Below are 15,997 nucleotides of genomic sequence, written 5' to 3'. Positions count from 1 at the left end.
ACTCGGGACCGGAGTACGCTCGCTGACCATGGCCGATCCGCTGCTCTTCCGTCCCTTCCGCATGCGCGACACCGAGGTGCGCAACCGCCTCTGGGTCTCCCCCATGTGCCAGTACTCCGCCGATGCGCAGGACGGCATGCCGACCGACTGGCACCTCGCGCACCTCGGCGGGCTGGCGCGCGGCGGAGCCGGGATGGTGATCATGGAGGCGACCGGCGTGGTGCCCGAGGGCCGCATCTCGCCGTTCTGCCTCGGACTCTGGAACGACGCGCAGGAGGCCGCGTTCGCGCGCCTGGCCGAGATCGTGCACGGGCACGGTGCGAAGCTCGCCGTGCAGCTCGGCCACGCGGGGCGCAAGGCCTCGACCCACCCCTGGATGCCCGGCGGCCCCGAGGGCTCGGTTCCGGTGAGCGCGGGCGGCTGGCCGACCGTCGCGCCGTCCGCCGTCGCCTTCGACGACCTCGCGGAACCCCGGGCGCTCGACTCCGACGAGCTGCCCGGCCTGGTGCGCGCGTTCGTCGACGCGGCCTCGCGGGCGGTGCGCGCCGGACTCGACGCCGTCGAGATCCACGCGGCGCACGGGTACCTGCTGCACCAGTTCCTCTCGCCGCTCTCGAACTTCCGCACCGACGCGTACGGCGGATCGCTCGAGAATCGGGCGCGCCTGCTGCGCGAGGTGGTCGGCGCCGTCCGCGCCGAGCACCCCGCGCTCCCGGTCCTGGTGCGGATTTCGGCGACCGACTGGATCCCCGGCGGCTTCGAGCTGCACGAGGCGCAGCAGGTCGCCGTGTGGATCGCCGAGGACGGAGCCGATCTCGTCGACTGCTCCACGGGCGGCAACGCGCCGAGCGCACCGATCCCGGTCGGCCCCTCGTACCAGGTGCACTGCGCCGCGGCCGTGCGTGAAGGAGGGATCCCGACGGGAGCGGTCGGCCTCATCACCGAGGCGGCGCAGGCCGAGGGGATCCTCGCGACCGGTCAGGCGGACGTGGTGCTGCTCGGACGCGCACTGCTGCGGGATCCGCACCTGCCGCTGCGCTGGGCGCACGAACTGCGCGCCCCGGGCGCGGACGCGCTCGTCCCCCGGCAGTACTGGCGGGCCCGCTTCTGACCGCCCCTTCCCGATGTCGGTGGGCACCCCTAGAGTGATGCCATGACCGACCCCGCGCCCTCCGCAGGCACCGCCGACCTCATCGGCTGGCGCATGCGCGCACTCGGCCTCTGGGCGTCACTGCCCGGCGCCGCTCCCGCCGGGCAGCCCGACGGCGCCGAACGCGTCCACGCGGTCGCGCAGGGCCTGCTCGCGCTCCAGGGGCAGGACTGGCACGCCTCGCGCTGGGCGCTCGGGCTCCGAGCACCGGGCACCTCCGACGCCGACGTACGCGAGGCCTTCGCCCGCGGCCTCGTCGTGCGTTCCTGGCCCATGCGCGGCACCATCCACGTCGTGCCCGCCGAAGACATCGGCTGGATGCAGCAGGCGACCAATCATCGCGTGCTGCCCGGTGCGGCCAAACGCCGAACGGTCCTCGGCCTCGACGACACGTCGCTCGCGCGCATGACCGACGTCGCCGTCACCGCGCTCACGGGCGGCAAGTCGCTCTCGCGCGACGAACTCGCCGAGGCCTGGGCCCGGGCGGGCATCGAGGTGCAGAGCGCCTGGCGCTACCACGTGGTCTGGTGGCTCTGCCAGAACGGCCTGCTCGTGCAGGGCCCGAGCACCGACGGCGGTGAGCCGCGACTCGTGCTCTCCGAAGAATGGATCCGCGCGCCGCGCGCGCTCGACGGCGATGAGGCGCTGGCCGAGCTGGCGGCGCGGTTCGCCCGCGGTCGAGGCCCGGTGCAGGATCGCGACTTCGCCTGGTGGACCGGCCTCCCCGTCACCGTCGCCCGTCGGGGTATCGCCGCGGCGGCGGCCGAGCAGCGGCTCGCACCCGTCGAGGTCGACGGCGTCCGCCACTGGGCGGAGCCCGCGCTGCTCGACGGCCCGAGCACGATCCTCACGGGCGAGGCCGCAGCCGCTGCGGGCATACCCGAGGTGCTGCTGCTGCCCGGCTTCGACGAGCACCTGCTCGGCTACACCGAGCGCTCGTCCGTGCTCGCCCCCGAGCACTTCGAGCGCATCGTCCCCGGCCGCAACGGCATGTTCCGGGCAACGGTGGTCGAGCGGGGTCGCGTGCGCGGCATCTGGCTCAGGACGCCCCGCGCGAAGGCGACCCGCATCGACGCGGAGCTCTTCCCCGGCGGCGGCCGGCTCGGCGCACGCGCGCTCCGGCCGCACGCCGCGGCCTGGGGCGCGTTCCAGGGCGTCACCGCAGAGATCGGCTCGGTCAGCACGGTCCGCTGAGCGGGCGGTCGCTCGGTGAACCACGGCCTGACGACCGGCAGCGCTGCCCGGTTTCCCTCAGCGACCCCGTCGGTACGCTGAGTGCATGGAACTCGCGCTGCTCGCCGTGCTCGGCCTGGTCATCGTCGTCGGAGTCTCCATGCTGTCCGGCCGCATCGGCGTCGCCGCGCCCCTGCTCCTCGTCGTGCTCGGCATCGGTATCGGTTACGTGCCCGGCGTCCCGCCGGTGAACCTCGATCCCGAGATCATCCTGCTCGGTGTGCTGCCGCCGCTGCTCTACTCGGCCGCCGTCAACGTGCCGATCCTCGATCTGCGACGCAACGTCGGCCCCATCGCGGGGCTCTCCGTGGTGCTCGTGATCGTGTCGTCCGTGGCGATCGGCGCACTGCTGCACCTCGTCGTGCCCCAGATCCCGCTCGCCGCGGCGATCGCCCTCGGCGCGGTGGTCGCACCCACCGACGCCGTCGCGGCGACCTCGATCGGCAAGCGCCTCGGAATGCCCCCGCGCCTCGTCACGATCCTCGAAGGCGAGAGCCTCGTCAACGACGCCACCTCGCTCGTGCTGCTCCGCACCGCCATCGCGGCGGTCGCCGGCAGCTTCGTCTTCTGGGAGGCCGTCGGCCAGTTCGCCTTCGCCGTCGCGGTCGCCGTGGTGATCGGTCTGCTCATCGGCGTGCTCACCGTCTGGCTGCGCTCCAAGCTCGTCAACCCGGTCTACGACACCATCGTCTCGTTCACCGTCCCGTTCATCTCGTTCGTGCCGACCGAGGCCGTCGGCGCCTCGGGCGTGCTCGCCGTCGTGATCACGGGCCTCTACTCGGGGCATCACGCTGCGAAGAAGTTCAGCGCCACCTCCCGCATCAACGAGCGGCTCAACTGGCGCACCGTGCAGTTCATCCTCGAGAACGGCGTGTTCCTGGTGATGGGTCTGCAGTTGCACGCCCTCGTCGACAAGGTCGGCGACAGCGAGGTCACGATCGTGCACATCGGACTCATCTCGATCGGCGTCGTCGCGATCCTCATCCTCTGCCGCATGATCTTCATGATCCCGCTCGTGAAGTCCCTCGCCCGCGCGCTGCCGCGCTACGAGGCCCGGGCCACCGGGATGCGCAGGCTCGTCTCGCGGGCCCGCAACATCGAAGTGCCCGAGGAGAAGAGCGCGCGCTACGCGGCGAAGCTACAGCGGGTCGAGCGCATGGCCCGGCGCACGGCAGCGGACCTGGAGCACGCGCAGACGCAGAGCTTCGGCTGGCGCGGCGCCTTCATCCTCGGGTGGAGCGGTATGCGGGGCGTGGTCACGCTCGCCGCCGCCCAGTCGATCCCCACCACCGTGCCCTACCGTCCTCAGCTCGTGCTCATCGCGTTCCTCGTCGCCACGATCACGCTGCTCCTGCACGGGCTGAGCCTGCCCTGGGTGATCCGCCGTCTACGCCCCGCAGGCCCCACGGCCGACGAGCGCTCCGACGAACTCGTCTCGCTCGGCCAGGACCTCGTGGAGGAGGCGACGACCGCGCTCGACGGGATCATCGAACGCGAGCGCGCGCTCGCCGAGGCCGACCCGTCGCACCGCGTCCCGTCCGAGGCCGTCGCCAAGCGCGTGCGCGCGAGCGCGCAGAACGCGCTCGCACCGCTCGCCTTCGCCGTCGCCGCCGAGCAGCGTTCCGGCGAGCCCGACGCCGAGCCGAGCGAGATGGAGCGGGAAGCCTACGACTACCTGCGGCTCGCCCGCCTCGTGCTCGAGGCCCAGCGCGACGCGCTGCTCGAGGAGCGCGCGATCGGGCAGTACAGCTCGCAGGCGCTGCACACGGCCGAGCTCGCGCTCGACGCCCACGAGTCCCGGCTCACCCCGCCGCAGCACCACTGAACCCGGGCCCGCCCGCTACGCTGAGTCCCGGCGCACCGCAGCAGCGCACCGCGCCCGGAACCGCGACCGCGGATCCGCACGCGACGAAGGAGCGCACCCATGGCCGCATTCAGCACCGCAGACCTGGTCGACGAGCTCGGCGACGCCGTGCAGTCCGTCTCGCTCCAGTTCCAGAACATCGGCGGTCACCCGCGATTCAGCGGTCCCATCCGCACCGTGCGCTGCCACCGCGACAACGCGCTGCTCAAGGCGATCCTCTCGACGCCCGGCGATGGCGCCGTGCTCGTGGTCGACGGCGGAGGTTCGCTGGAATCCGCGCTGGTGGGCGACCTGATCGCCGCGCTCGGCGTCGAGCACGGTTGGGCCGGGATCATCGTCAACGGGGTGATCCGCGATCGCGTCGCCATCGGCGGGCTGCCCATCGGCGTGAAGGCGCTCGGCAGCAACCCCCGCAAATCGAGCAAGACCGGCGCCGGCGAGGCCGACGTGGTGGTGTCGTTCGGCGGCGCGACCTTCCGGCCGGGCGCGACCGTGTGGAGCGACGAGGACGGGATCCTCACCGACGGCGAGGTCTGACCTGGCGGGCGTCAGGCTGGCAGGCCTTCGGACGCTTCCTCGACCGCTGGGCACTTTGCCGGCACGAGTGGACGTCCTGCCGACGATCGGATGCCCTGCCGACGATCGGATGCCCTACCGACGAGTGGACGTCTCGTCGACGACCGGACGCCCTCTCACCGCGAAATCAGGCGTCCGGTCGTCGACGAGACGTCCACCCGTGCCGGCGTCAACGGTTTCGATGCCTACCGCGAGCCCGGTACCGCACGGCCGTGCACCCGCTACGGGTGCACGGCCCCGCCGAACGGCCGCACCGCACGGCCGCAAGCCCGCGCCGAACGATCCGGTGATCCGGTGATCCCTACGGGGCGATCCCCACGCCCGCCGCGGCGAGCTCCTTGAGCGCCGCTGCGGAGGTCTCGGGCGCGACGCCCGCGATGAGCTCGGTCCGCACGGCGACCGCGAGACCCGCGGCCCGCGCGTCGAGCGCCGAAGCCCGCACGCAGTAGTCGGTCGCGATGCCGACCACGTCGAGCGCGTCGATCCCCGCTTCCGAGAGCACGTCGATCAGGCGCTCCCCGCGCGTGGTCACGCCCTCGAACGCCGAGTAGGCCGGCTCCCCCATGCCCTTGCGCACGTGCACGTCGATCCGGCCCAGGTCGAGCGCGTCGTGGTATTCCGCACCCTCGGTGCCCGCGACGCAGTGCCGCGGCCAGGTATCGGTGAAGTCGGGCTGCTCGCCGTCCGCCGCGAAGTGCCCGCCGTTCGACCCGTCGGCGTCGTGCCAGTCGCGCGACGCGATCACGAGCGCGTAGTCGGGCTCGCTCCGCAGCAGCTCGGTGACGCCGGAGGCCACCGCGGCACCGCCCGCGACCCCCAGTGCGCCGCCCTCGGTGAAGTCCTTCTGGACGTCGACGATCAGCAGTCCGCGAGCCATGCGGCATCCCCTCGCTCGGTATCGCCCGGATCCGCGCGTTCGCGCGCCGGACTCACCGCGAGCGTAGCGGGTTACTCCTCGAACCGCACCGGGTTCGCGTGGTGCGCGAACACGATGCTGGTGCGCGTGCTCGACACGGCCGGGTGCACCGACAGGTGGTCCATGACGAACTCCCGAACGTGATCGGCGTCGCGCGCGGCGAGGTGGATGATGAAGTCCTCGACGCCGCCGAGGAAGAACAGCTGCATCACCTCGGGCAGCGACTGCAGCTCGTCGCTGAACTCCTGGATGCGCTGACGGGCGCCCGACCGGATGGTCACGCTGACCATCACCTGCAGGTGCATGCCCATGGCCGCGGGGTCCACGCGCGCCGAGAAACCGGTGATGATCCCGCGGGACCCGAGGCTGCGCACGCGCGCCACGCAGGTCGACGCGGCGATGCCCACCCGGTCCGCCAGTTCGGCGTTGGTGATGCGCCCGTTCAGCTGCAGCTCTTCGACGATCCGTCGGTCGACCTCGTCGAGAGCCACTTCAGAACGCAGATTCTTCGCCCGATCCATGCAGACTCCACTCGAAACAGTTGCTGGTACTGCGATTATTGACGATTTCCGCGAAAATTTCCACTGAAAGCCGCGCGATTCGAATATGCTTCCATGCGAGTGGTGACCCGCGCAGCGACGAGCGGCGACGGTCGGCAGCGTGTCCGACCGGCTCCGATGCCCGGTGCGGTGCGGATCACTCGCTGTCCCAACGCTGTCATCACAGGAGCACAACATGCGCGTCGGTATTCCCACCGAGATCAAGAACAACGAGAACCGTGTCGCCATCACCCAGGCCGGCGTCTTCGAGCTGAAGCGTCGCGGCCACGAGGTGCTGGTCCAGGCGGGTGCCGGTCTCGGCTCCGCCATCACCGACGCCGAGTACGTCGCGGCCGGTGCCACGATCGTCGAGACCGCAGAGCAGGTCTGGGCCGACTCCGACATGATCCTCAAGGTCAAGGAGCCCATCGCCGCCGAGTACGACAAGATGCGCAAGGGTCAGGTGCTCTTCACCTACCTGCACCTCGCAGCGGACAAGACCCTCACCGAGAAGGTCCTCGAGTCGGGCACCACCGCCATCGCCTACGAGACCGTGCAGGCCGGCCGTGCGCTGCCGCTGCTCGCTCCGATGTCCGAGGTCGCCGGTCGTCTCTCGGTCCAGGTCGGCGCGCACTCGCTGATGAAGGCCAACGGCGGCCGCGGCATGCTGCTCGGCGGCGTCACCGCGACCCGTCGCGGCAAGGTCGTCGTCATCGGCGGCGGCGCTGCGGGCGAGCAGGCCGCACGCATGGCATTCGGCCTCGGCGCCGACGTCACCGTCATCGACATCGCCCTCCCCCGCCTCAAGCAGCTCGAGGACGAGTTCAACGGTCGCATCCAGACCCGCACCTCGAACGCGCACAACATCACCGAGGCACTCAAGGAAGCCGATCTCGTCATCGGCTCCGTGCTGATCCCGGGCGAGAAGGCGCCGAAGCTCGTCACCGACGAGATGGTCGCGCAGATGAAGCAGGGCTCCGTGCTCGTCGACATCGCGATCGACCAGGGCGGCTGCTTCGAGAACTCGCACCCGACCACGCACGACGACCCCACCTTCCCGGTGCACAACTCGATCTACTACTGCGTGGCGAACATGCCGGGCGCGGTCCCCGAGACCTCGACCGCTGCGCTCACCAACGCCACCCTCCCCTACGTCGTCGCGCTCGCCGACAAGGGCTGGGTCGCCGCGCTCAAGGCCGACGAGTCGCTCGCCAAGGGCCTCAACGCCCACGACGGCGTCCTGACCTTCAAGGGCGTCTCGGACGCGTTCCCGGAGCTCGCCTTCTCGAGCGTCGAGGACGTGCTCGCGAACGCCTAAGCGTTCACGCACTGCGCAGACGGGGCCCGTTCCGAGAGGAGCGGGCCCCGTTTCGTCTTCCCGGGCCACGGGATCGCCGCCGCGAGACGAACCGGGCCCGCGGAGGGCCTTCCATCTCAGCCGCGAGTCGCGGACGAAGCCAACAGGGCCGAGATTCCCGAACGGAGTACCGATTCGGGCGCGGCGTCGATCCGCTCATGCAGCGTCGCATACGTCGGTGCGACGCTCGGATCGACCACCGCAGCGGGCTCGCGCGCGGCCGCTTGCGCTGTCGTCGCGCTCCCGAGCACGAAGTTCGTCAGAGCGTAGGCCGTGAGCAGCGGTTCGCATGCACCCGATTCGCGAAGCTGGAGCACGAGCCGTTCCGAGAAGGCAAGCCCGTTTGGCCCGCGGGGCGGCCGCATTCCGAGCACGGCGCAGGCCCACGGATGCCGCAGGAGATGACGGTAGAGGGCGAGCATCACCGCGACCGTGTCCGCTTCACACAGGGCCGCCTGGAGCATCTGATCACACCCCAGGGCTCGGTCCAGGGCGAGATCGAACAGGTCGTCGACCGACTCCACCCGCGAGTACAGGCTCGGCGGCGCAACGCCCAATGCCGCAGCCACGGCACGAAGCGTCAGCGCGCTCGTCCCACCGTCGTCGAGTACCGCGAGGGCGGCCTCGGCGAGGGAGTCGATATCGACCGCTCGCGCACGACGCACCGGCTTGGCATGGTCCCAGTAGCTCACGATCCCACTCTAAACTATCTATGTTAGTTTTACGTCATGCTCGATCCGTCACTCCTGCCCCTGGCCGATGACCGCGTCGTTCTCCGCCGCCTCACCGATGCCGACGCACCCGCCTTTGCCGCGGGCAGCGCCGATGCTGCGGTACGCGAGTACGCGCACCTGCCCGAACCCGAATACACCGCGGAATCGGTGCGCGCGATGATCGCCGCGGTGACCGATCCGATGCTCGACCGCGGCGAGCTCGCGGTTCTCTCGCTCGCCCGACGCGACTCGAACGCGTTCGCGGGAAGCCTCGTGCTGTTCGACGTCCTCAACGACCGGGCCGAGGTCGGCTTCTGGCTCCACCCCGACGCCCGCGGTGCGGGCCGCGCTGTCGCCGCACTGGCCCTCGCCGCGCGATTCGCCGCAGGCAGCGGTTTGACGTGCCTCACCGCACGCACCGCGCTCGACAACTCCGCCTCGCAGCGGACGCTCGAGGCCGGGGGTTTCGCCCGCATCGGCGATTCGGAGGGAACGACTCCCTCCGGCCAGCGCATGGTGTCCCTGCACTACGAGCTCTCCCTCGACTCACCGGCGAAGCCGGCCCCCTGAGCCACGGCCCGGCTGCTCCGATTGGATCGGCGCGGCCGCCCGCTGCTATCCTCTGTGCGCCCCGAACGTCTCGTGGCTCGCGCATCCGAGGAGTCCCCATGGATCTGAAGTTCAGCTTCGCCGACCGGCAGCCGGCCGCGCACGACCACGACGCCGACGGGGCGGCGATGCCGCCCGGAAGCCGCGCACTGCCGTTCAGCACGGCTCCCTCGGCGACCAGCTCGGAGCTGATCCTGCGCGTGTCGCATGCGGGTGGATCCGACGCCGACGCACCCGTGGTCGGCGAGGCGCTCTCGGGCGACGGCATGAGCTACGGCCGTTCCGAGGTGCGCGTGCGCGGCGCGGCGAGCGACATCGAGGCGCTGGCGGCGACCGTGCGGTCGGCCACGGCCCGCGTCGTCGCCGAGCTCGGCGATCCGCTGTCGACCTCCATCAGCCGCCTCGAACTCGCGCTCGGCGGCACGGAGGCGTCCGTCGCCGCCCTGCTCTCGCTCGATCCGGGATCCGGCCCCGGCGAACTCGCCCGCGCCTCGGAGCCATTCCAGATGCGCACGGGACTGGCCGCCGGCACCCCGGTCGTGCAGGCGGGCTGACCGGTCGTCCGGGACGCGTAGCATGACTGCGTGTCCCTCACCCTGCGCAAGCTCCTGCAGAACCCGTCCCTCCACCTCAAGGTCGTGGTGGGAGGCGGCGACAGCCAGGATGCGCTCGACCGTTCTCTCGATCGCGAGTTCGAGTGGTTGCACGCGACCGATCTGATCGACCCGACGCCCTTCCTCGGCCCGGCGGAGGTGATCCTCACGCTCGGGTGGCAGTTCCCCGTGGTCGAGGGCGCGGATTCCTCGATCCCGGAGGTGCGCGTCGCTCCGGAGCGGCTCGACCGGATCTACCACGACTACGCGGCGCTCGTCGCCGCGCACGGCCTCATCGGCATCGGCTTCGGCAGCGACGTCGTGCACCGCGGGATCCCGCACCAGCTCGCGACGGCCTGCCGACGGCACGGACTGATCCTGTTCGAGGTGCCCTACGAGATCTCGTTCATGGACCTGCTGCAGGAAGCCGCGCGCGTGCTGCAGCGCGATCAGACCGAGCGCTACACGCGATCCCTGCGCGCGCAGAAGGCCATCGCGACGGCTGCGACCCGCCGCGACGGCCTCACAGCGACGCTGCGGGAGACCGCGCGCCAGCTCGGCTGCGGTGTCGCCCTCTACGATCCGCTCGGCCGCGCGGTCACCGTGGTGGAGGCGCCCGAGGGGCCCCGCGCCGAGAGCTCGGATCTCGCCCCCTTCGTGCTGGAGGGGCTGGAGAGCCGCCAGCGTTTCCGCTCGGTCCAGGTGACGCCCGAGGTCGAGGCCGTGCTGCAGATGCTCGGCGAGACCGACGACCCCAGCGGCATGCTGGTGCTCACGCTGAGTCGCGGCTTCGACGATCTGTCGCGCAACGTCCTGACGAGCGTGCTCGCCCTCGTGAGCGTCTCGCTGGAGCAGAACCAGGCGCTCGCCGGCCTGCACCGGACGCTCCGCGAAGCACTGCTGCAGCTCCTCCTCTCGGGCAACGTCGACGTCACCCGTCACATCGTCGAGAGCGTCTGGGGTCCGCTGCCCCAACCGCCCCTCGTCGCCCTCATCGGGATCCCGCAGCACTTCGACACGGTGCGACTGATGCCCGCGCTCGAATCGCTGCATCTCTCGGGCGAGATCCCCCTCTTCTTCGCGCAGTACCGGAGCGACGTCGCGATTCTCGCGCCGGCGGCCGACGCGGACCGCCTGCTCGCGCTGCTCCAGCCGTTCGGCCTGGTGCTCGGCCGCTCGCAGGCCGAGCACTGGGACGCGCTGCCGCTGTCGCTCGAGGAGGCGAAGAAGGCGGCGGAGTTCGGGCTCCGCCGCGGCACCCCGCAGGTCACCGCGTTCCCCGACATCTGGCGCGAGGGTATCGCGGACCTCATCGACACCTCCGACGCAGCCCTCATCGCCGGCCGGATGTTCGGTCCGCTGATCGAGCACGACCGCGCGCAGGGCTCGGAACTTCTGCGCACGCTGCGGGTATGGCTCGAGGCGCACGGTCGGCAACTCCCCGCCGCACGCGAGCTCGGCGTCCATCGGCACACGCTGCTCAACCGGCTCGAGCAGATCGCTGCGCTCACCGGGTCCGACCTCGACGACTTCGAGGTCCGCGCCGAGCTCACGCTCGCGCTGCGGTACCTGCACTGATTCGACAGTTCGCACATCAGGGATCCCTGTAGGGACATTTCGTCAGAGGAATGCGTCCCGGAGCTTCCGCACTCTGTCGCACTGCGCGGTCGATTCCGACGCACTGTCGAGTGCGGGCCGGTGCCGCTCTGCTGCAAGCTTGAGTTCGCCGCGCACGGGGCAGTCGCCCGCTTCGCCGCCGGCGAATTGCAAAGGAGCAATGGGCATGACCAAACTCAAGCGAAGCCTCGGCTTCACCGCGGCCTACGCCGCATCGACCGGACTCGTCGTCTCGGGCACCGCGATGGTATCGCTCGGCAACGGCTTCGGAACCGGTGGCCTCGCGTTCGCGATCCCCGCATTCATCGGCCTCGTGATCATCCTGATGGTCGCGATCTCCTACGGCGAGCTCGCCTCGATGCTGCCCGGCGGCGGCATGGTCGGCGAATACACGATGCCCGCGCTCGGCCGGCTCATGGCGATCATCGCCGTGCTCGGCGGCTACATGGTCCTCGTCTCGGCCGACGGCGGCACGCAGCTCATGGTCGCCGGCAACGCGTTCCAATCGCTCACCGGCGTGCCCGCACCGGCGTTCTCGTTCCTGCTGCTCGCGATCCTCTTCGCTCTGAACATCGCCGGGGTCAACTTCTACGCCCGCGTCCAGATCCCCATCGTGGTCACCAAGATGAGCATCCTGGCGATCATGGGCTTCTGCGGGATCTTCGGCCTCGGCACGGGGACGCCGGTCGACAACCCGTTCCTCGCCACCGACTGGGGCACCCTCGCGTCGATGGGCGCGGTCGCGATCTGGCTCTACATCGGCATGGAGTTCGTCGCTCCCCTCGCCGAGGAGATCAAGGACCCCTGGAAGAACATCCCGCTCGCCATGGTGGCGGGGGTCATCACCATCTTCATCGTCGATCTGCTGTTCGGGTGGGGCGCCACCCGCTACGCGGACCTCGCCGAGATGGCCTCGTCCTCGATCCCGCAGGTGGTCGGCGCGACCGCGATCTTCGGCGGCGCCGGCGGCCTCATCATGACCCTCGGGACCATCGCCGCGTCGTTCTCGACGGGCAACTCCTACCTCGCGGCGATCCCCCGCATGCTGTACGGCCTGGCCAACGAGGGGCTGCTGCCGAAGTGGTTCGGCAAGGTCTCCCGCCGGACCCGTGTGCCCTGGGCCGGCATGATCGTGACCGCCGCGTGCATGGCCTCCGTGCTGGCCTACTCGATGTTCTCCTCCGGCGGCATCGACCTGATCCTCACGCTCGTCAGCATCGCCTGCACCACCTGGCTGCTGAGCTACATCATCGCCCAGGTCGACGTGATCGTGCTGCGCCGCAAGTATCCGAACGCCAAGCGTCCGTTCAAGACCCCCTTCTACCCCCTGCCCCAGGTGCTCGGCATCGCATCCTGCATCTATCTGATCGTGTTCATCGTGCCCGACTTCGATCAGCGCATCGTGATCTGGAGCGTCGCTGGAATCCTGATCGCCGCGATCGCCCTGTTCGGCATCGTCTGGCTCAAGGCGAACCGCCTCCCGCTGTTCACGCCGACCGACCTCACCCACACCCAGTCGAACATCATCGTCCGCTCGGAGAGCATGGACCACGAGTACGACGACGCGGCGGACTCGGCGGACTCGACGGGAGATCCCGCCGGCGCCGAGCCCGAAGGGGCGGACCTGCGATGAGCGGCTTCGAAGGAAGCATCACGGTCGCACCCGTCCGAGGGCGTCGCGAGCGCAAGCACCCGCTGGCCGGGGAAGGCCCGATCGTCGACCGCGCCCGCCGGGCGCTGCGCTTCACCGCCGAGCAGTTCGGAACCGTCCGGCGGGCGGACCGCACCACCGTCGAGGTCCGCACCGACGACGGGATCGATCTGGTGCTCAGCTACGACCCGGGCAACTTCATCTTCTCCCGTGTCTACGCGTTCACCGTCTCGACGGTGCTGCCCGAGACCACCGCGGTTCCGAACGGCGTGAAGCTCACGCACCGCGGAACGCCCCGGGGCGGCGCGTTCGTCTCCCGGAGCGGGACCGGCACCGATCCCTCGGCGTCGCCGCTCTTGGCCCGGCTCAACGCAGCCGCCTCGCCGCACCTCGCCCGCATCGACATGGTGCACGCGGGGATCTCGGGCTCGTCGCGGCGCACGCTGACCCTCAGCCCGATGGGCGGCGCGTTCGTATGGGTGCTGATCCCGCCGGTGTTCAAAGCCACCGCGTTCCCGCAGGGCGAACCCGCCCGCATCCTCGATCTCATCCGTGCGGTGCGGGCGCTCGGCCCGACCGTTTCACCGTCTTCGTCACCTGCTGCCTGAGCAGCCAGACCTGCTGCCTGAGCAGCCAGAAAGGATCCCGGCATGTCCACCATCGATGTGAGGGCCGCTGTCTTCGTCGCCCCGAATCAACCCCTCGAGTTCCGCGATCTCAGCATTCCCGCCGAGCCCGGCGCGAACGAGGTACTCGTGCGGCTCGCCGCCTCGGGCGTCTGCCACAGCGATCTGCACGCGCTCGACGGCGAGTGGGACACCCCGGTGCCGATCGTGCTCGGGCACGAGGGCGCCGGTGAGGTCGTCGCGATCGGCTCCGAGGTGTCCGAGCTCGAGATCGGCGACCACGTGATCCTCTCGTGGACGCCCTCCTGCCAGAAGTGCGAGTTCTGCGTCTCCGGCCGCCCCGTGCTCTGCCAGCTCGCCAACGAGACCGCCTACCAGCACGTCTTCTTCGACGGGAAGCCCCGGTTGAGCGACGGGGACGAGTCCGTGAAGAGCTTCCTCGCGGTCGGATCCTTCGGCGATCACGCAATGGTGCCGGCGTCCGCCGCGATCCGGATCCGCAAGGATGCACCGCTCGCCCAGGCCGCTCTGGTGGGCTGCGCGGTCACCACCGGGATCGGCGCCGTCACCAACACGGCGCAGGTCGAGCCCGGGTCGACGGTGCTCGTCGTCGGCTGCGGCGGAGTCGGACTGAACGTCGTCCAGGGCGCCAGGCTCGCCGGTGCCAAGCAGATCATCGTGGCCGACGTCAGCGAGGAGAAGCTCGAGCTCGGCCGTCGCTTCGGCGCGACGCACACCGTCAACAGCCGCGAGGTCGACCTGATCGAAACGGTGCGCGAACTGACCGGCGGACGTGGAGTGGACTACGCGTTCGAAGCCATCGGTCTCCCCTTCACCATCGAAGCCTGCTACGAGGCGATCCGCCGCGGGGGCACCGCCGTCGTCGTCGGCCAGGTCGCGGACGGCGTGAAGATCTCGATCGATCCGTTCGTGATGAGCGATCAGGAGAAGCGCCTGATCGGCTCGAACTACGGCTCCAGCCGGCAGTCGATCGATTTCCCCAAGATCATCGACCTGTACATGGAGGGGAAGGTCGACCTCGATTCGATGGTGACCGATCGGATCCCGCTCGACGGCGTCAACGACGCGTTCGCGCGCATGCGCGCCGGGCAGGGGATCCGCACCGTCATCGAGTACTGAGCGGACGAGTGGTCAAGAACCCCCTGCGCGAGCCGATAGTGTGCTGCGCAGGGGGTTTTGCATCCGAGACGAAGGAGTCCGACCATGGCCAGCGCGACCGACCTGTTCCTGTCCGGTGACCACGAGCACGCGAAGCAGCTGGTGCACGCCGCGCTCATCGCGCAGGGCTTCGAGGTGTCGCTCACGCCGACGCGCGGGTTCCACGCGCGGCGCGGCAGCCAGGCGCTCACCGTGCTGTTCGGCGGACTTGCCGGCGGCAAGTTCCAGATCACGTTCCTCATCGAGTTCATGGTGACCGAGCAGGGACTGCTGGTCGCGCGGATCTCGCGCAACATGACGGGCGGCGCGCTCAAGGGCGGCGCTATCGGCGCGGTGAAGACCTCGAACGCGTTCGACGAGACGGTCGCCCGCCTCCAGGAGGCGCTGATGCGCGACGGCGCGTTCGTCTCGCGCCTCGATCACCAGTAGGCAGGTTACGAACGCCCCTCAATCGCGTCCGCGCCGAAATCACTCGACACGGACGCGATCGGCCGCCTATTTGACAGCGACGAAGAGCGAATCACCGAATGCGTTCGCTCGAACGCTGAGCACTCCATCACCTGCGCTCTTCGCTGGAACCGCGAATACCGTGTTGCCGGTAACCGAGGCCCCGTTGTAGAGGGTCTGGGTGGTATCGAGCGGTTCCGGAGCAAGGGCGATCACGTCGTAATTGTTCACGGTGTTCCCATCGACGGTGACGTATTCGATAGTCGACATGGGCATTTCACCCTTGGCATCCTTGCCGAGATACTTCACCGTAGCGTTCACCAGGATGTAGACGTTCCCCTCTCCTGCAGGGTCGTTGAACTGATTCTCCTCAGCGATCAACTGGTCCGCGTTCAGGTTGACGCTGTTGATGGTGAGTTCCCAATCACGCTGCTTCACCGTGGAACCCATAGGCAGCGGATGCTCTCGGCTCGACCCAGGCTGGCCGGCCTCCTGCTGGGGTTTGGCGGGTTCCTCGGCACTCTCGTTCGTCGTCTGAGGCGCAGTGGCTTCAGTTTTGCCGCTGGCTGCCGCATCGCCGAACACGAAAGCCATGAACGCAAAGAACACGATGAAACCCACGATGGTGCCAACGACGGAGACGGACAAGCCCGCGATTCCGAACGCCTTCTTCTTCCCTCGAAGGCAGAGTGCGACGATGCTGAGGATGAATGCGGCAGGGAGCAGCACCCACCCGATGATGAAAGCTCCCGGGATGCACACGAACACGAATCCAACAACCGCCAGGACGAACCCGACGATCCCCGGAACGTTTGTCTGAGCCGGCTGCATCACGGGAGCCGAATAGGTCTGCTGAGTCTCAAATACAGGAGGCTGATAGCTCATAAAATTGATTGTAGCTTAAAGCTGAAAATTACCTGAATAAAC

The 15,997-nt window shown here is 69.6% G+C and carries 16 protein-coding genes; 12 read left to right on the top strand and 4 right to left on the bottom strand.

Annotation, left to right across the window (positions count from 1 at the left end; all coding sequences use genetic code 11):
• The first annotated feature begins 28 nt into the window (after positions 1-28).
• From ABD169_RS07055 to rraA, 4 genes are all read left to right on the top strand, one after another.
• A complete protein-coding gene (locus ABD169_RS07055) occupies positions 29-1,111 on the top strand; it encodes an NADH:flavin oxidoreductase/NADH oxidase (RefSeq protein WP_344030938.1) in 1,083 nt (360 codons plus the stop codon).
• Between the two features lie 42 nt (positions 1,112-1,153).
• Positions 1,154-2,344 (top strand): winged helix DNA-binding domain-containing protein, encoded by a 1,191-nt coding sequence (locus tag ABD169_RS07050; protein WP_344030937.1) that lies wholly within the window; start codon positions 1,154-1,156, stop codon positions 2,342-2,344.
• An 85-nt stretch (positions 2,345-2,429) separates the two neighbouring features.
• Complete coding sequence (locus tag ABD169_RS07045) at positions 2,430-4,208, top strand: cation:proton antiporter (protein ID WP_344030935.1); 1,779 nt, start codon at positions 2,430-2,432, stop codon at positions 4,206-4,208.
• 99 nt (positions 4,209-4,307) lie between these two features.
• Positions 4,308-4,784 carry a ribonuclease E activity regulator RraA gene (gene rraA, locus ABD169_RS07040; RefSeq protein WP_344030933.1) on the top strand — a complete coding sequence of 159 codons (477 nt, stop codon included), beginning with the start codon at positions 4,308-4,310 and terminating at the stop codon, positions 4,782-4,784.
• A gap of 340 nt (positions 4,785-5,124) precedes the next feature.
• Here rraA and ABD169_RS07035 read toward each other — a convergent pair whose 3' ends face one another.
• Together ABD169_RS07035 and ABD169_RS07030 are read right to left on the bottom strand one after the other, a co-directional pair.
• Positions 5,125-5,700, bottom strand: a complete 576-nt coding sequence (locus ABD169_RS07035) for an isochorismatase family protein (RefSeq protein WP_344030931.1) — start codon at positions 5,698-5,700, stop codon at positions 5,125-5,127.
• 71 nt (positions 5,701-5,771) lie between these two features.
• Positions 5,772-6,260 carry an Lrp/AsnC family transcriptional regulator gene (locus ABD169_RS07030; RefSeq protein WP_046454773.1) on the bottom strand — a complete coding sequence of 163 codons (489 nt, stop codon included), beginning with the start codon at positions 6,258-6,260 and terminating at the stop codon, positions 5,772-5,774.
• Positions 6,261-6,474: 214 nt separating this feature from the next.
• Here ABD169_RS07030 and ald point away from each other — a divergent pair, with 214 nt between their 5' ends.
• Positions 6,475-7,596 carry an alanine dehydrogenase gene (gene ald, locus ABD169_RS07025; protein WP_046454772.1) on the top strand — a complete coding sequence of 374 codons (1,122 nt, stop codon included), beginning with the start codon at positions 6,475-6,477 and terminating at the stop codon, positions 7,594-7,596.
• A 116-nt stretch (positions 7,597-7,712) separates the two neighbouring features.
• Here the strand turns inward: ald and ABD169_RS07020 are convergent, their stop codons facing one another.
• Complete coding sequence (locus tag ABD169_RS07020) at positions 7,713-8,327, bottom strand: TetR/AcrR family transcriptional regulator (protein WP_344030929.1); 615 nt, start codon at positions 8,325-8,327, stop codon at positions 7,713-7,715.
• Between the two features lie 36 nt (positions 8,328-8,363).
• Between ABD169_RS07020 and ABD169_RS07015 the strand changes: the two genes are divergently transcribed.
• The 7 genes from ABD169_RS07015 (at position 8,364) to ABD169_RS06985 (ending at position 15,052) form a co-directional block, all read left to right on the top strand.
• The gene (locus ABD169_RS07015; RefSeq protein WP_344030928.1) at positions 8,364-8,918 is read left to right on the top strand and encodes a GNAT family N-acetyltransferase; all 555 of its coding nucleotides are present in this window, start codon (positions 8,364-8,366) and stop codon (positions 8,916-8,918) included.
• Positions 8,919-9,016: 98 nt separating this feature from the next.
• Positions 9,017-9,511, top strand: coding sequence for a hypothetical protein (locus tag ABD169_RS07010; protein WP_344030927.1), 495 nt, complete (start codon positions 9,017-9,019; stop codon positions 9,509-9,511).
• A gap of 30 nt (positions 9,512-9,541) precedes the next feature.
• Complete coding sequence (locus ABD169_RS07005) at positions 9,542-11,128, top strand: helix-turn-helix domain-containing protein (RefSeq protein WP_344030926.1); 1,587 nt, start codon at positions 9,542-9,544, stop codon at positions 11,126-11,128.
• A gap of 205 nt (positions 11,129-11,333) precedes the next feature.
• The gene (locus ABD169_RS07000) at positions 11,334-12,800 is read left to right on the top strand and encodes an APC family permease (RefSeq protein WP_344030925.1); all 1,467 of its coding nucleotides are present in this window, start codon (positions 11,334-11,336) and stop codon (positions 12,798-12,800) included.
• Entirely contained in the window at positions 12,797-13,426 is a 630-nt protein-coding gene (locus ABD169_RS06995; protein ID WP_344030923.1) for a DUF3156 family protein, read from the top strand. Before ABD169_RS07000 ends, ABD169_RS06995 begins: the two co-directional genes overlap by 4 nt.
• Positions 13,427-13,468: 42 nt before the next feature.
• Positions 13,469-14,584 (top strand): Zn-dependent alcohol dehydrogenase, encoded by a 1,116-nt coding sequence (locus tag ABD169_RS06990; RefSeq protein WP_344030921.1) that lies wholly within the window; start codon positions 13,469-13,471, stop codon positions 14,582-14,584.
• An 84-nt stretch (positions 14,585-14,668) separates the two neighbouring features.
• Positions 14,669-15,052 (top strand): hypothetical protein, encoded by a 384-nt coding sequence (locus ABD169_RS06985; protein WP_344030919.1) that lies wholly within the window; start codon positions 14,669-14,671, stop codon positions 15,050-15,052.
• A 66-nt stretch (positions 15,053-15,118) separates the two neighbouring features.
• Here ABD169_RS06985 and ABD169_RS06980 read toward each other — a convergent pair whose 3' ends face one another.
• On the bottom strand, positions 15,119-15,955 hold the full coding sequence (locus tag ABD169_RS06980) for a DUF308 domain-containing protein (protein ID WP_344030917.1): 837 nt from the start codon (positions 15,953-15,955) through the stop codon (positions 15,119-15,121).
• Between the last annotated feature and the right edge of the window lie 42 nt (positions 15,956-15,997).

Origin of the sequence: Leucobacter iarius (assembly GCF_039530105.1) — a bacterium.
GTDB classification, from domain to species: Bacteria; Actinomycetota; Actinomycetes; order Actinomycetales; family Microbacteriaceae; genus Leucobacter; species Leucobacter iarius.
Note: the sequence above shows the minus strand (reverse complement) of the source record. Positions and strands in the feature narration are given on the sequence as shown.

Coding starts and splice junctions, on each gene's coding strand:
- ABD169_RS07010 (WP_344030927.1), top strand. CDS start 9,017: ATGGATCTGAAGTTCAGCTTCGCCGACCGGCAGCCGGCCGCGCACGAC.
- ABD169_RS07035 (WP_344030931.1), bottom strand. CDS start 5,700: ATGGCTCGCGGACTGCTGATCGTCGACGTCCAGAAGGACTTCACCGAG.
- ABD169_RS06985 (WP_344030919.1), top strand. CDS start 14,669: ATGGCCAGCGCGACCGACCTGTTCCTGTCCGGTGACCACGAGCACGCG.
- ABD169_RS06995 (WP_344030923.1), top strand. CDS start 12,797: ATGAGCGGCTTCGAAGGAAGCATCACGGTCGCACCCGTCCGAGGGCGT.
- ABD169_RS07045 (WP_344030935.1), top strand. CDS start 2,430: ATGGAACTCGCGCTGCTCGCCGTGCTCGGCCTGGTCATCGTCGTCGGA.
- ABD169_RS06980 (WP_344030917.1), bottom strand. CDS start 15,955: ATGAGCTATCAGCCTCCTGTATTTGAGACTCAGCAGACCTATTCGGCT.
- ald (WP_046454772.1), top strand. CDS start 6,475: ATGCGCGTCGGTATTCCCACCGAGATCAAGAACAACGAGAACCGTGTC.
- ABD169_RS07030 (WP_046454773.1), bottom strand. CDS start 6,260: ATGGATCGGGCGAAGAATCTGCGTTCTGAAGTGGCTCTCGACGAGGTC.
- ABD169_RS07015 (WP_344030928.1), top strand. CDS start 8,364: ATGCTCGATCCGTCACTCCTGCCCCTGGCCGATGACCGCGTCGTTCTC.
- ABD169_RS07000 (WP_344030925.1), top strand. CDS start 11,334: ATGACCAAACTCAAGCGAAGCCTCGGCTTCACCGCGGCCTACGCCGCA.
- ABD169_RS07055 (WP_344030938.1), top strand. CDS start 29: ATGGCCGATCCGCTGCTCTTCCGTCCCTTCCGCATGCGCGACACCGAG.
- ABD169_RS06990 (WP_344030921.1), top strand. CDS start 13,469: ATGTCCACCATCGATGTGAGGGCCGCTGTCTTCGTCGCCCCGAATCAA.
- ABD169_RS07050 (WP_344030937.1), top strand. CDS start 1,154: ATGACCGACCCCGCGCCCTCCGCAGGCACCGCCGACCTCATCGGCTGG.
- rraA (WP_344030933.1), top strand. CDS start 4,308: ATGGCCGCATTCAGCACCGCAGACCTGGTCGACGAGCTCGGCGACGCC.